Annotated in this window: 15 protein-coding genes; all 15 read left to right on the top strand. The window is 72.3% G+C overall.

Annotated features, from left to right (window positions below):
• Positions 1–5 precede the first annotated feature (5 nt).
• The 15 genes from rpoZ (at position 6) to trpA (ending at position 12,798) form a co-directional block, all read left to right on the top strand.
• Positions 6–260 (top strand): DNA-directed RNA polymerase subunit omega, encoded by a 255-nt coding sequence (gene rpoZ, locus J2Y69_RS15645; protein ID WP_310022451.1) that lies wholly within the window; start codon positions 6–8, stop codon positions 258–260.
• A gap of 123 nt (positions 261–383) precedes the next feature.
• Positions 384–1,577, top strand: coding sequence for a methionine adenosyltransferase (gene metK / locus J2Y69_RS15640; RefSeq protein ID WP_310022450.1), 1,194 nt, complete (start codon positions 384–386; stop codon positions 1,575–1,577).
• 16 nt (positions 1,578–1,593) lie between these two features.
• Positions 1,594–3,570 carry a primosomal protein N' family DNA-binding protein gene (locus J2Y69_RS15635; protein WP_310022446.1) on the top strand — a complete coding sequence of 659 codons (1,977 nt, stop codon included), beginning with the start codon at positions 1,594–1,596 and terminating at the stop codon, positions 3,568–3,570.
• A 52-nt stretch (positions 3,571–3,622) separates the two neighbouring features.
• Positions 3,623–4,549, top strand: coding sequence for a methionyl-tRNA formyltransferase (gene fmt / locus J2Y69_RS15630; protein ID WP_310022444.1), 927 nt, complete (start codon positions 3,623–3,625; stop codon positions 4,547–4,549).
• Positions 4,546–6,102, top strand: coding sequence for an RsmB/NOP family class I SAM-dependent RNA methyltransferase (locus tag J2Y69_RS15625; RefSeq protein WP_310022443.1), 1,557 nt, complete (start codon positions 4,546–4,548; stop codon positions 6,100–6,102). Before fmt ends, J2Y69_RS15625 begins: the two co-directional genes overlap by 4 nt.
• Positions 6,103–6,207: 105 nt before the next feature.
• Positions 6,208–6,894 (top strand): ribulose-phosphate 3-epimerase, encoded by a 687-nt coding sequence (gene rpe, locus J2Y69_RS15620; protein ID WP_310022441.1) that lies wholly within the window; start codon positions 6,208–6,210, stop codon positions 6,892–6,894.
• Complete coding sequence (locus J2Y69_RS15615; protein ID WP_310022439.1) at positions 6,891–7,154, top strand: phosphoribosyl-ATP diphosphatase; 264 nt, start codon at positions 6,891–6,893, stop codon at positions 7,152–7,154. The genes rpe and J2Y69_RS15615 overlap by 4 nt, the downstream gene beginning before the upstream one ends.
• Positions 7,155–7,194: 40 nt before the next feature.
• The gene (gene hisG, locus J2Y69_RS15610; protein ID WP_310022437.1) at positions 7,195–8,034 is read left to right on the top strand and encodes an ATP phosphoribosyltransferase; all 840 of its coding nucleotides are present in this window, start codon (positions 7,195–7,197) and stop codon (positions 8,032–8,034) included.
• The gene (hisF, locus tag J2Y69_RS15605; protein ID WP_310022434.1) at positions 8,034–8,795 is read left to right on the top strand and encodes an imidazole glycerol phosphate synthase subunit HisF; all 762 of its coding nucleotides are present in this window, start codon (positions 8,034–8,036) and stop codon (positions 8,793–8,795) included. Before hisG ends, hisF begins: the two co-directional genes overlap by 1 nt.
• Positions 8,792–9,172, top strand: coding sequence for a phosphoribosyl-AMP cyclohydrolase (gene hisI, locus J2Y69_RS15600; RefSeq protein ID WP_310022433.1), 381 nt, complete (start codon positions 8,792–8,794; stop codon positions 9,170–9,172). The genes hisF and hisI overlap by 4 nt, the downstream gene beginning before the upstream one ends.
• On the top strand, positions 9,169–9,753 hold the full coding sequence (locus J2Y69_RS15595; RefSeq protein ID WP_310022431.1) for a Trp biosynthesis-associated membrane protein: 585 nt from the start codon (positions 9,169–9,171) through the stop codon (positions 9,751–9,753). Before hisI ends, J2Y69_RS15595 begins: the two co-directional genes overlap by 4 nt.
• A gap of 45 nt (positions 9,754–9,798) precedes the next feature.
• Positions 9,799–10,029 (top strand): DUF6704 family protein, encoded by a 231-nt coding sequence (locus tag J2Y69_RS15590; protein ID WP_310022429.1) that lies wholly within the window; start codon positions 9,799–9,801, stop codon positions 10,027–10,029.
• Positions 10,029–10,808 (top strand): indole-3-glycerol phosphate synthase TrpC, encoded by a 780-nt coding sequence (gene trpC, locus J2Y69_RS15585; protein ID WP_310022427.1) that lies wholly within the window; start codon positions 10,029–10,031, stop codon positions 10,806–10,808. The genes J2Y69_RS15590 and trpC overlap by 1 nt, the downstream gene beginning before the upstream one ends.
• Positions 10,805–12,013, top strand: coding sequence for a tryptophan synthase subunit beta (gene trpB / locus J2Y69_RS15580; protein ID WP_310022424.1), 1,209 nt, complete (start codon positions 10,805–10,807; stop codon positions 12,011–12,013). Before trpC ends, trpB begins: the two co-directional genes overlap by 4 nt.
• Positions 12,010–12,798 carry a tryptophan synthase subunit alpha gene (trpA, locus tag J2Y69_RS15575; protein ID WP_310022421.1) on the top strand — a complete coding sequence of 263 codons (789 nt, stop codon included), beginning with the start codon at positions 12,010–12,012 and terminating at the stop codon, positions 12,796–12,798. The genes trpB and trpA overlap by 4 nt, the downstream gene beginning before the upstream one ends.
• Positions 12,799–12,810 lie beyond the last annotated feature (12 nt).

The raw sequence follows: 12,810 nt of genomic DNA, 5'->3' as shown, positions 1-12,810 counted from the left end.
CACTCATGGCCGGAAGCAACCAGGGGATCATCGATCCGCCGATCGACAACCTGCTCGAGCGCGTCTCGTCCAAGTACGAGCTCGTCATCTACGCGTCCAAGCGGGCCCGTCAGATCAACGACTACTACTCCGACCTGCACGAGGGCAACCTCTTCGACAACGTCGGGCCGCTCGTGGACTCCTCCGTCGAGGACAAGCCGCTCACGATCGCCCTGCACGAGATCAACGAGGACAAGCTCCGCATCCGCCACGCCGAGTAGGCGGAAGAGCATCGGGAGCCGTCGTCATCCTTCACCGGATGTCGACGGCTCCCTTCATACTGGAGACACCGCGTCGCGGCACACCGCGCGCAGGACATCCCGCCCGCAACCGATGGAGCACCGATGAGCGCCCTGCGCCTTTTCACGTCCGAGTCCGTCACCGAAGGCCACCCGGACAAGATCTGCGATCAGATCTCGGACAGCATCCTCGACGGCCTCATCGGCAAGGACACCGGGTCGCGCGTCGCCGTCGAGACGCTGGTGACGACCGGGCTCGTGCACGTGGCGGGGGAGATCAGGACCGAGGCCTACGTCGACATCCCCACGATCGTGCGCGATGTCGTGAACGGGATCGGCTACACCTCGAGCGACACCGGGTTCGACGGCTCGTCCTGCGGCGTGAGCGTCTCGGTGGGGGAGCAGTCCGGCGACATCGCGCACGGGGTCGACCAGGCCCGTGAGCACCGCGAGGGGGGATCCGTCGACCCGCGCGACCTCCTCGGCGCCGGCGACCAGGGCATCATGTTCGGCTTCGCCACGACAGAGACCCCTCAGCTGATGCCGATGGCCGCGTGGACGGCCCATCGGATCGCCGAGCGGCTCACCGAGGTGCGTCGCTCCGGCGCGCTGCCGTTCCTCCGCCCGGACGGCAAGACCCAGGTGACGCTGGGCTACGACGGCTTCACGCCGAAGACCGTGGACGCGATCGTGCTCTCGACCCAGCACCACCCCGACGTCCCGCAGGACGAGCTCAAGGAGCTCGTCCGCGCCCACGTCATCGACCCGGTCCTCGCGAGCACGGGGCTGGACCTCGACGACGTGACCTATTACATCAACCCGGCAGGCCCCTTCGTCACCGGGGGCCCGAAGGGGGACGCCGGCCTCACCGGTCGCAAGATCATCATCGACACCTATGGCGGGGCCGCGCGGCACGGCGGTGGCGCCTTCAGCGGGAAGGACCCGTCCAAGGTCGACCGCTCCGGTGCGTACGCGATGCGCTGGGTCGCGAAGAACGCGGTGGCGGCGGGTCTCGCCGAGCGGCTGGAGGTGCAGGTCGCCTACGCGATCGGCGTGGCGCAACCGGTGGGCCTGTACGTCGAGACGTTCGGCACCGGGACCGTCGCGGACGACGTCATCACCCGTGCGATCTCGCAGGTGTTCGACCTCCGGCCGCAGGCGATCATCGAGGAGCTGGACCTCCTCCGGCCGATCTATGCGCAGACCGCGGCCTACGGGCACTTCGGCCGTGAGCTCCCCGACTTCACCTGGGAGCGGACCGACCGCGCCGAGGAGCTGCGCGGCGCCGCCGGCCTCTGACGGCGGGGCGGTGACCATGGCCCGTCGCATCGTCCGCGTGCAGCTGGAGTCCCCGCTGCCGCAGCTCGATCGCCTGTTCGACTATGCGATCCCCGAGGAGCATGCGGACCTCGTCCGACCCGGGGTGCGCGTGCGGGTCCCGTTGCGCTCGGCCGGGCGGGTCGTGGACGCCTATGCCGTCGAGGTCGCCGAGGAGACCGACGACGCACGGACGCTGTCGGAGATCGACGCCGTCGTGTCGGCCGCCGAGGTCCTGCCGGAGCGGCTGTTCGCCCTGGCCAGACGGGTCGCCGATCGCGCGGCGGGGAGCGCCTCGGACGTGCTGCGGCTCGTGATCCCGAAACGGCAGGTGCGGGTGGAGAAGGCGTGGCTCGCCGCCGGCGGACCGGACTCCACGGACGCGGACACGGACGCGGTCGCCGTCGCCGAGGACGCCGTTGCGGACGCGACCGCGATCGTGGGGGCCTACGCCGGGCTGCCCGCCGTCATCGAGACGGGCGGGCGCGCGGCCGTCGAGGCCGTCCCGCGCATCGGGCCGGACGGCGAGCCGGAGTGGAGCAGGCTCATGGCGGCGGCCGCCGCCATCGCCCTCGCACGAGGGGGATCGACGATCCTGGTCGTCCCGGATCGTCGGGACCTCGACCGGGTGATCACGAGCCTGGCCGCCCTGGTCCCGGAGGAGGCGATCGTCCGCCTCGACGCCGGGCAGTCCGGCCCGGACCGCTACCGTGCGTTCCTGCGCACCCTTCAGGACGCCCCCTGCATCGTCGTCGGCAACCGCTCCGCCGTCTACGCCCCGGTCAAGGCCGGCCTCGTGGCGCTCTGGGACGACGGCGACGGCCTGCTGGCCGAGCCACTCGCCCCCTATGCGCACGCACGGGACGTCGCCCTCCAGCGTCAGGAGCGGGAGGGCTCCGCCCTGCTGTTCCTCGGACACACCAGGACCACCGACGTGGAGCGACTGGTCGAGACCGGATGGGCGCAGGCCGTCACCGCCGAGCGGCGCGTGCTGCCCAAGGTCGTCCTGGACTCCGTGATCGACCTCGATCGGCGCGGACAGCGTCTGCCGTCGCGGGCTTTCCTCACCGCGCGGGAGGCCGCGGCGGAGGGCCCGGTGCTCGTGCAGGTCGCGCGGCCCGGGTTCGCGCCGTCGCTGGTGTGCGCGTCCTGCCGGACGCCCGCGCGGTGCACGACGTGCGGCGGCCCGCTCGGTGCCGCGCATCGCGGGGCCGTCCCCGTGTGCGGCTGGTGCGGGCGCTCCGCCCTGTCCTGGGCCTGCGGATCCTGCGGCGCCGATACAGTCCGCCTCGCCTCCTCCGGGAGCGAGCGCACGGCAGAGGAGCTGGGCCGTGCCTTCCCCGGCGTCCGGGTGATCGTGGCCGACGGGACGCACCCGGTCGAGCGTGTGGACGCGCGGCCCGCGCTCGTCGTGGCGACGCGGGGGGCCGAGCCGATCGCCGAGGGCGGCTATCGGGCGGTCGTCCTGCTCGACGGCGCTCGGATGCTGCAGACGCCGGAGCTGCGGATCGGCGAGTCCTGCCTCCGCTGGTGGTCCAATGCGGCGGCGCTGGCGGCGCCGGGCGCGCCGGTCCACCTCGTCGGGGTCGACGGCCCGGTGGCGCGGGCCCTTGCGACCTGGAGCCAGGCCGGCTACGCCCGTGCCGAGCTCCGTGAACGCGCGCCGTTGCGGATGCCGCCGACGGTGCGGGTCGCTCAGGTGGACGGCACGGGCGACGGCGTCCGTCGGGCGATGGAGGCCGTCGAGGAGCTCGGGCTTCCTGCGGACGCGGTGCTCGGGCCGCTGCCGCTCGACGGCGAGGATGCCGGACGCTATCGGGCGCTGGTCCGGTTCCCCTATGCGGAGGGTCTTCGCATCGCCGCAGCCCTTCGTGCGGCGGTGGTCGCCGAGGCGATGGGGAGACGTCGCGGCCGGGGCCGCTCCTCCCGGACTACGCTCTCGGTGAAGCTCGACATCGTCGAACCCGATCTCTGAGCTCGGTCCCGATACCTCCGAGACCCTCATACCCGATCCGAAAGAACCCGTGATGCGCCTCGTCTTCGCCGGAACCCCCGCGGCCGCCGTGCCGACCCTGCGTCGGCTGGCCGCCGATCACGACGTCGTCGCGGTCGTCACCCGCCCCGACGCCCCGCAGGGCAGGAGCCGTCGGCTGACGCCGTCGCTGGTCGCGGAGACGGCGGAGGGGCTCGGCATCCCCGTGATCAAGGCGGCGCGGCTGGACGATGACGTGACGTCCCGGATCGCGGCGCTCCGACCGGAGCTCGGGGTCATCGTCGCCTACGGCGGACTGGTGCGGGAGCCGTTGCTGGCCGTGCCGGGACACGGATGGATCAACCTGCACTTCTCCCTGCTGCCCCGCTGGCGGGGTGCTGCTCCCGTGCAGCGCGCGCTGATCGCCGGCGATGCGGAGCTGGGGGCGAGCGTGTTCCAGCTCGTGCCGGAGCTGGATGCCGGGGACGTCTACGCGATGCGGTCCTTCCCGCAGGTCGCCCGTACGACCGCCGACGAGGCGCTGGCCGCCCTCGCCGAGTCGGGGGCGGAGCTGGTCGCCGAGGTCGTGGAGGGCATCGGCGCAGGGACCGCCCAGGCGTCGGCGCAGACCGGAGAGCCCACGTATGCGGCGAAGCTCGACCAGGCCGACGGTCTCCTGGACTGGACGCGGCCGGCGCAGGAGGTCCTCTCCCGCTATCGCGGCGTGACCTCAGAGCCCGGCGCGCACACGACGGTCGAGGGCGTCCGGGTGAAGGTGCTCGCGCTGGAGCCTGCGGCGGAGGCCGAGAGCCTCGAGCCCGGCGCGCTGCACGGCACTCGGAGCGGAGTCCTCGTGGGCACGGCCACCGAGCCGCTGCTCCTCACCCGCGTGCAGCCGGCGGGCAAAGGCGCCATGAACGCGGCCGACTGGCACCGAGGGCTCCGGCCCGCGGATGGACAGGACGCGAGGGCCGGGCGATGAACGAACGTCGAGGCTCCCACGGGCCGAGGGACGGCCGATCGGGGCGGGATCAGTCGCCGCGCCGGACGGGGAGCCAGAACCAGGGAAACCGGAACCAGGGTCGGGGAGATCAGGGTCGAGGAGATCGGGACCGGGTGAGCCGGGGCGGGTCGCAGGAGGCGCGGGACGGTGAGCGGTCGCGGGGCCCGCGGCAGCGTCCGGTCCAGCCCGCCCGCCGTGTGGCCTTCGACGTGCTCCGCGCCGTGAGCGCCTCGGACGCCTACGCGAACCTCGTCCTGCCCTCCGCGATCCGCGACGCCGGGCTGAGCGCGCAGGACGCCGCCCTCGCCACCGAGCTGACCTACGGCACGCTCCGGCGGAGGGGCACCTACGACGCGATCATCGCCGCGGCGTCGGAGCGGGCGCTGGAGGAGATCGACGCCGGCGTCCTCGACGCGCTCCGCCTCGGCGCGCATCAGCTGCTCCGCACGAGGGTCGCGCCGCACGCGGCCGTCGACGAGTCGGTGACCCTCGCCGCGGGCGAGGCCGGGAGGGGAGCCGCGGGTTTCGCGAACGCCGTGCTCCGCCGGATCGCGCGGCGCGACGCGGACGCCTGGCAGGCGAGCATCGAGGAGGCGGCGCGCTCCGACGACGAGCGACTCGGCCTCCGCACGGCCCACCCGGTCTGGATCATCCGTGCGCTCCGGCGCGCGCTGGCGGCGGAGGGACGTGACGAGGAGCTCGAATCCCTCCTCGACGCCGACAACGTCGCACCCGAGGTGACGCTCGTCGCCCTTCCCGGTCTCGCGGAACCGGACGGTGCGGCGCGGCCGTACGCTCCGACCGCCTTCGGATCGCCCGGCGGGGATCCGGGCGCGATGGTCCTCGCCACCGGCGGACGGGTCCGCGTCCAGGACGAGGGGTCCCAGCTCGTGGCCCTGGCCCTGGTCGCCGCACAGCCGGTGAGGACGGGGGAGCGATGGCTCGACCTGTGTGCGGGGCCGGGCGGCAAGACGGCGCTGCTCGCCGCGGAGGCGCTGCGCGACGGCGCGATCCTGGAGGCCAACGAGGTGGTGCCAGCCCGTGCCGGGCTGGTCCGCAACGCGCTTCGCGCCGTTCCGCTGGACGTCCCTGTCACGGAGGAGGACGGCCGCGAGCTCGCCGCCGCTCGGCACGGGAAGTACGACAGGATCCTCGTCGACGCGCCGTGCACCGGTCTCGGAGCGCTCCGTCGGCGCCCAGAGGCCCGCTGGCGGAAGAGCCCCGCGGACGTGCCGGAGCTCGCGGCCCTGCAGGAGCAGCTCCTCGCCGCGGCGCTCGACGCCCTCGCCCCGGGCGGCGTGGTGGCCTACGTGACCTGCTCGCCCCACCTCGCCGAGACCGTCGGGGTCGTCGAGAGCGTGCGGCGCGGACGGACGGACATCACCGAGCTGAACTCCCGCGAGGTCCTGCAGCGCGTGGTCCGGACGCCGATCGAGCTGCCCGCCCCGCTCTCCGGCGGCGGACACGCGCAGCTGTGGCCCCATCGGCACGGCACCGACGCGATGTTCCTCGCCCTGCTCCGCAAGGATTGAGCCTGTCGGAGAAGGACTGAGTGTTGGAGAAGGACCGAGCGTTGGAGAAGGACCGAGGACGCGCGCTCGTCGGCTGCGTGCGTCCCGTCACCGCATAATGGGGGCATGCCGATCGAGCTTCCCGACGCCCCGCGGATCAACCCCAGCATCCTCGCCGCCGACTTCGTGAACATGCAGGCCGAGCTCGCCCGGATCGCGTCCGCCGACTTCGCGCACGTCGACGTCATGGACAACCACTTCGTGCCGAACCTCACGTTCGGGCCGCAGATGGTGGAGCGGATCCAGGCGACCAGCCCGATCCCGCTCGACGTGCACCTGATGATCACCGATCCCGATCGCTGGGCCCCCGGCTACGCCGAGATCGGCGCGGCGAGCGTGACCTTCCACCTGGAGGCGGCGGCGGAGCCGGTCGCCCTCGCCCGCAGGCTGCGCGGGATCGGCGCCCGCGCCGGTGTCGCGATCAAGCCGGAGACGCCGGGGGAATCGCTCTACGACATCCTCGACGAGTTCGATCAGATCCTCGTCATGACCGTGGAGCCCGGCTTCGGCGGTCAGGGCTTCCGATCCGACACCATGCCGAAGCTGCGAGCGCTCGTCCAGGAGGCCGCGCGCCGCGGGTCCGACGTCTGGTTCCAGGTGGACGGCGGCATCTCCGATCGCACGATCGCGGAGGCGGCCGAGGCCGGGGCCGACACGTTCGTCGCCGGCTCCGCGGTCTACGGGGCCGATGACGTGGAGGCAGCGGTCACGCGGCTCCGCGACCTCGCGCGAGCCGCTAGCCTGGACGAGTGAAGACCTTCGACGACCTCTTCTCCGAGCTCCGCCGCAAGGCCGAGGAACGCCCGGAGGGATCCGGCACCGTCCGCGAGCTCGACGGCGGCGTGCACGTCATCGGCAAGAAGATCGTCGAGGAGGCGGCCGAGGTGTGGATGGCCGCCGAGTACGAGAGCGACGAGGCGGCGGCCGAGGAGATCTCCCAGCTGCTCTACCACCTGCAGGTGATGATGATCGCCAAGGGCCTGTCCCTGCAGGACGTGTACCGACATCTCTGACGCGCCCCGACCAGGACCGCTTCGAAAGAGAGATTCCCCCATGCTTCGCATCGCCGTCCCGAACAAGGGATCGCTGTCCGAGACCGCCGTCGAGATGCTCCAGGAAGCCGGGTACGCCGGCCGAAGGGACCCGAAGACGCTGCACGTCGTGGACGTCGAGAACGACGTCGAGTTCTTCTACCTCCGTCCTCGTGACATCGCGACCTATGTCGCCTCCGGCGCGCTCGACGTCGGCATCACGGGGCGCGACCTCCTCCGGGACGTCCGTCAGCCCGCGCGCGAGATCGAGTCCCTCGGCTTCGGCGGCTCGACGTTCCGGTTCGCCGGTCCTCCTGGACGTTTCGCCTCGATCCAGGACCTCGCGGGAGTGCGCGTCGCCAGCGCCTACCCTGGCCTGGTCGGTGTGTTCCTCGAGGAGCACGGGATCGCGGCGGAGCTGGTCCAGCTCGACGGCGCCGTCGAGTCGGCGGTCCGCCTCGGCGTCGCGGACGCGGTCGCGGACGTGGTCTCCACCGGCACGACCCTGCGTCAGGCCGGGCTGGAGATCTTCGGCCCTGTCATCCTCGAGTCCGAGGCCGTGCTGATCTCGAGGCCGGAGGAGGCCGAAGGGACCGACACGCTGCTCCGCCGCCTCCGCGGTGTGATGGTCGCGCGACGATATGTCCTTCTCGACTACGACCTCCCGGCCGATCTGGTCGATCAGGCGACGGCGATCGCGTCCGGCAGGGAGTCGCCCACGGTCTCGCCGTTGCGCGATCCCGCCTGGGTGGCGGTCCGGGTCATGATCCCGCGGCGCGGGATGAACCAGGTGATGGACGCGCTCTACGCGCTCGGCGCGCGCGCGATCCTGGTCACCGCGATCCACGCCGCGAGGCTCTGATGGCCCTCGCCGCCCGCGTGATCCCGTGCCTCGACGTCGCCGACGGCCGCGTCGTCAAGGGCGTGAACTTCGAGAACCTCCGCGACATGGGCGACCCCGTGGAGCTTGCCCGCCACTATGCCGAGCAGGGCGCGGACGAGATCACCTTCCTCGACGTGACCGCGACCGTGGACGGCCGGGCCACCACCCATGACGTCGTCCGCCGCACCGCGGAGGAGGTCTTCGTGCCTCTGACGGTCGGCGGGGGAGTCCGCTCGGCGGAGGACGTCGCGCGGCTCCTCGGTGTCGGGGCGGACAAGGTGGGCGTGAACTCCGCCGCGATCGCCCGGCCGGAGCTGATCGGGGAGATCGCCGACCGGTTCGGCGCGCAGGTGCTCGTGCTGTCGCTCGATGTCAAGCGCAGCCCGGTCGCGGCCTCCGGATTCATAGTCACGACCCACGGCGGGAGGACCGAGACCGCCCTCGACGCGCGCGACTGGGCTCGTGAGGCCGTGGAGCGGGGCGCGGGGGAGCTCCTGGTCAACTCGATCGACGCGGACGGGACCAGGGACGGCTTCGATCTGGAGCTTACGGCGCTCATGCGCGAGGTCGCCGGCGTGCCGGTCATCGCCTCCGGGGGCGCCGGACGTGCGGCCGACTTCCCCCCTGCGATCGCGGCGGGGGCCGACGCGGTGCTGGCCGCCAGCGTGTTCCACACCGGTGCGCTCACCGTCGGCGACGTGAAGAGCGCGCTCCGCGACGCGGGGGTGATCGTGCGATGAGCGTCTCCGATCCGCTCCCGACTCTCGGGCTGGTGGCCTGGAACGAGCACGGCCTGGTCCCGGTGGTCGTCCAGCAGTGGGACACGCGCGAGGTCCTCATGCTCGCGTGGATGGACGAGGAGGCGCTGCGTCGGACGCTCACGGGCGGACGAGCGGTCTACTGGTCGCGGTCGCGGCGGGAGTACTGGCGGAAGGGTGACACCTCGGGCCACGTCCAGCACGTGCGCGGTGCACGTCTGGACTGCGACGGCGACACCGTGCTGCTCGAGGTCGACCAGATCGGCGTCGCCTGCCACACGGGCACACGGACCTGTTTCGACACGACGGACCTGCACCCCGTCCTCGCCGATGTCCCGGGCCCGGAGGGCGGCGCATGATCGCGCTCACCCGGAGAGGGCGGTCGCTGAGCGTCCTCCTGATGGTCATCGCTGGCGGCATCGGGATCATCTCCTCCACCCAGACGTGGCTCACGGTGACGCGCGCGGACGGGGGAGCCGACGTCCCGGTCCCCGGGGCGACCGCTCTGCCGGTCCTCGCTCCGCTGAGTCTCACGGCGCTCGCCCTCGGCGCCGCCGTGGCACTGGTCGGTCCCGTCCTGCGATATGTCTTCGCGGCGATCGCGGTCGCCGTCGCCGTGACCCTCGGCGTGCTCACCACGGTCGCGGTGGTCCAGCGTCCGATCTCCGCCGTGGCCCCGGCGCTGACCGAGGTGACCGGCCTCGCCGGGGAGAAGGCGCTCCACGGCGTGGTCGGAGGGATCTCCGCGACCCCCTGGCCGTGGTTCGCCCTCGCCGCCTGGGCGCTGCTTCTTCTCGCGGGAGTGCTGGTCCTCGTGACCGCACGGGGATGGCGCAGCGGGGGTCGCCGGTTCCAGACAGCGCCGACCCCGCAGAACGGCCCCGTCGACGCCGTCGAGTCCTGGGACGAGCTGTCGCACGGCACGGACCCGACCAGGTGATCCCGATAGACTGATCCCGATTCCACAGCACGTTCGGAGGAGAACATGACCAACCCCATCGCCGACCCCGGCCACGGACACTCGCCGGCGGCGTGGACCGCCGTGGTGATCATGCTGGTGGGCGTCACCATCGGGACGACCGCGTTCTTCTTCGATCTGCCCGCGATCGTGTGGGCCTCCGCCGTGCTGGTGCTCGTCGGGCTCATCGTCGGCTGGATCCTCGCCAAGGCTGGTTACGGCGTGAAGGGCCCGAAGTACTCGCCGAAGGCGCACTAATGGTTCTCGCCGACCTCACGGCCGGCGCTGTGGAGGACGCGGCCCGTCGTGCGGAGCAGCGTCCTCTCGCCGTCGTGGAGCGCGATGCGCTCCAGCGTCCGGCGGCGCGGGACGCTGTCGCGGCCCTCGCTCCCGCCGACCGTGTGAAGATCATCGCGGAGGTGAAGCGCGCGAGCCCGTCGCGCGGACGCCTCGCCGAGATCCCCGACCCCGCCCTCCAGGCTGGCCTCTACCAGCAGGGAGGGGCCTCGGCGATCAGCGTCCTCACGGAGGAGCGCCGCTTCGGCGGCAGCCTGGCAGACCTCGAGGCCGTGACGGCCGCGGTCTCCGTGCCGGTCCTTCGGAAGGACTTCATCGCCACGCCGTACCAGGTCCTCGAGGCCAGGGCGTCGGGGGCTGACCTCGTCCTGCTGATCGTGGCGGGCCTCGAGCCCCAGGTGCTGACGGAGCTGCACGCGCTGATCCTCGAGCTCGGCATGACCCCGCTCGTGGAGACCCACTCCGCCGAGGAGCTGGAGCGCGCGATCGACCTCGGGGCCTCGCTCATCGGCGTCAACGCGAGGGATCTGCGCACCCTCGAGCTCGACCGGGACCTGTTCGGACGCCTCGTCGAACGGATCCCGCCCACCGCGACCAAGATCGCGGAGTCCGCGGTGCTCACCCCCGAGGACGTGGCGCACTACCGCGGCGCCGGAGCCGACGTCGTCCTCATCGGCGAGGCGCTGGTCACGGGAGACCCCGTCTCGACCCTCCGAACCTTCCTGGAGGCCGGCTCATGAGCCTGCGCGAACAGCACGGACCCTTCTTCGGCGACTTCGGGGGCCGGTACATGCCGGAGGCCCTGATCGCCGCGATCGACGAGCTCACCGTCGCCTACCAGGACGCGATCGTCGATCCGGCCTTCCGCGCGGAGCTCGCGCACCTGCTCGGCTCCTACGCCGGGCGTCCGTCGCCGCTGACCGAGGTCCCGCGCTTCGCTGAGCACGCGGGCGGTGCCAGGGTGTACCTCAAGCGCGAGGATCTCAACCACACAGGGTCCCACAAGATCAACAACGTGCTCGGACAGGCGCTGCTCACCCGACGTCTGGGCAAAACCCGGGTGATCGCCGAGACCGGTGCCGGTCAGCACGGCGTCGCCACCGCGACGGCCGCCGCGCTCTTCGGCCTGGAATGCACGATCTACATGGGCGAGGTCGACACCGAGCGCCAGGCGCTCAACGTCGCCAGGATGCGTCTTCTCGGTGCCGAGGTCATCCCCGTGACGACGGGCTCCCGCACGCTCAAGGACGCGATCAACGACGCCTATCGCGACTGGGTCGCGACCGTGCAGGACACGAACTACATCTTCGGCACGGCGGCGGGTCCCCACCCGTTCCCCGCCATGGTCCGAGACTTCCAGAAGATCATCGGCGAGGAGGCGCGGGAGCAGCTGCTCGCCGAGACCGGACGCCTCCCCGACGCGGTCGTCGCGTGCGTGGGCGGCGGGTCGAACGCGATCGGCATGTTCGACGCCTTCCTCGACGACGGCGACGTGCGCCTCTACGGGGTCGAGGCGGCCGGCGATGGCGTCGACACCGTGCGGCATGCGGCCTCGATCGAGCGCGGACGTCCCGGCGTACTCCACGGCGCGAGGACCTACGTCCTGCAGGACGAGGACGGCCAGACCATCGAGTCCCACTCGATCTCGGCCGGCCTCGACTACCCGGGCGTCGGCCCCGAGCACGCCTGGCTCGCCGATATCGGGCGCGCGGAGTACATCCCCGCCACCGACGACGAGGCGATGCAGGCGCTCCGTCTGCTCAGCCGCACCGAGGGGATCATCCCCGCGATCGAGTCGGCGCACGCCCTGGCCGGCGCCATGCGGATCGGTCGTGAGCTCGGACCTCACGCCGTCATCGCCGTGTGCCTCTCCGGCCGCGGCGACAAGGACATGGACACCGCCGCCCGCTACTTCGGGCTCTATGACGGGGAGGACGGGCGATGAGCCGCGTCGAGCAGGCGATCGAGAAGGCCGTGTCCCAGAGCCGGGGCGCCTTCGTCGGATACCTCCCTGTCGGGTTCCCGGATCTCCGCACGAGCATCGAGGCGGCGATCGCCCTCGCCCGCAACGGGGCGGACATCATCGAGCTGGGGCCGCCCTACAGCGATCCGGTCATGGACGGCGCGATCATCCAGGAGGCCACGCAGCGTGCCCTCGCCGCGGGCTTCCGGATGCGCGACCTCTTCACGGCCGTGCGGGAGATCACCGCGGCCGTCGACGTCCCCGTGGTCGTGATGACGTACTGGAACCCGGTGCTCCAGTACGGCGTCGACCGGTTCGCGGACGATCTGCTCGCGGCCGGCGGCGCCGGGCTCATCACCCCCGACATCACCCCGGACTCGGCGGCGGAGTGGATCGCGGCGAGCGAGCGCACAGGCCTCGACCGCATCTTCCTGGCGGCGCCGACCTCCACCGACGAGCGTCTCCGGCTCATCGCCGAGGCGAGCACCGGCTTCGTCTACACCGTCTCCACGATGGGGATCACGGGGGAGCGGACCGAGCTCGACCGCGCGGCGCGCACCCTGGTCGGGCGTCTGCGCGCCCAGGGGGCGTCGCGGGCCTGCGTCGGCATCGGGATCTCCACGGCGGAGCAGATCCGCGCCGTCCTCGAGTACGCGGACGGCGCGATCGTCGGCACGGCGCTCGTCCGGGCGCTCCGCGACGGGGGAGTGGACGGCCTCGCCGAGACGGCGCGCGCACTGTCCGCCGGAACGCGCCGCGGCGAGTGACCCCGTAGAATC

Origin of the sequence: Microbacterium resistens (genome assembly GCF_031456305.1) — a bacterium.
In the GTDB taxonomy this organism is placed as follows: Bacteria; Actinomycetota; Actinomycetes; order Actinomycetales; family Microbacteriaceae; genus Microbacterium; species Microbacterium resistens_A.
Note: the sequence above shows the minus strand (reverse complement) of the source record. Positions and strands in the feature narration are given on the sequence as shown.

Bases quoted from the DNA above. Each gene is read 5' to 3' on its own strand.
- rpoZ (WP_310022451.1), top strand. From the start codon at position 6: ATGGCCGGAAGCAACCAGGGGATCATCGATCCGCCGATCGACAACCTG.
- J2Y69_RS15625 (WP_310022443.1), top strand. From the start codon at position 4,546: ATGAACGAACGTCGAGGCTCCCACGGGCCGAGGGACGGCCGATCGGGG.
- hisI (WP_310022433.1), top strand. From the start codon at position 8,792: ATGAGCGTCTCCGATCCGCTCCCGACTCTCGGGCTGGTGGCCTGGAAC.
- fmt (WP_310022444.1), top strand. From the start codon at position 3,623: ATGCGCCTCGTCTTCGCCGGAACCCCCGCGGCCGCCGTGCCGACCCTG.
- trpC (WP_310022427.1), top strand. From the start codon at position 10,029: ATGGTTCTCGCCGACCTCACGGCCGGCGCTGTGGAGGACGCGGCCCGT.
- hisF (WP_310022434.1), top strand. From the start codon at position 8,034: ATGGCCCTCGCCGCCCGCGTGATCCCGTGCCTCGACGTCGCCGACGGC.
- trpA (WP_310022421.1), top strand. From the start codon at position 12,010: ATGAGCCGCGTCGAGCAGGCGATCGAGAAGGCCGTGTCCCAGAGCCGG.
- trpB (WP_310022424.1), top strand. From the start codon at position 10,805: ATGAGCCTGCGCGAACAGCACGGACCCTTCTTCGGCGACTTCGGGGGC.
- J2Y69_RS15595 (WP_310022431.1), top strand. From the start codon at position 9,169: ATGATCGCGCTCACCCGGAGAGGGCGGTCGCTGAGCGTCCTCCTGATG.
- hisG (WP_310022437.1), top strand. From the start codon at position 7,195: ATGCTTCGCATCGCCGTCCCGAACAAGGGATCGCTGTCCGAGACCGCC.
- J2Y69_RS15590 (WP_310022429.1), top strand. From the start codon at position 9,799: ATGACCAACCCCATCGCCGACCCCGGCCACGGACACTCGCCGGCGGCG.
- rpe (WP_310022441.1), top strand. From the start codon at position 6,208: ATGCCGATCGAGCTTCCCGACGCCCCGCGGATCAACCCCAGCATCCTC.
- J2Y69_RS15635 (WP_310022446.1), top strand. From the start codon at position 1,594: ATGGCCCGTCGCATCGTCCGCGTGCAGCTGGAGTCCCCGCTGCCGCAG.
- metK (WP_310022450.1), top strand. From the start codon at position 384: ATGAGCGCCCTGCGCCTTTTCACGTCCGAGTCCGTCACCGAAGGCCAC.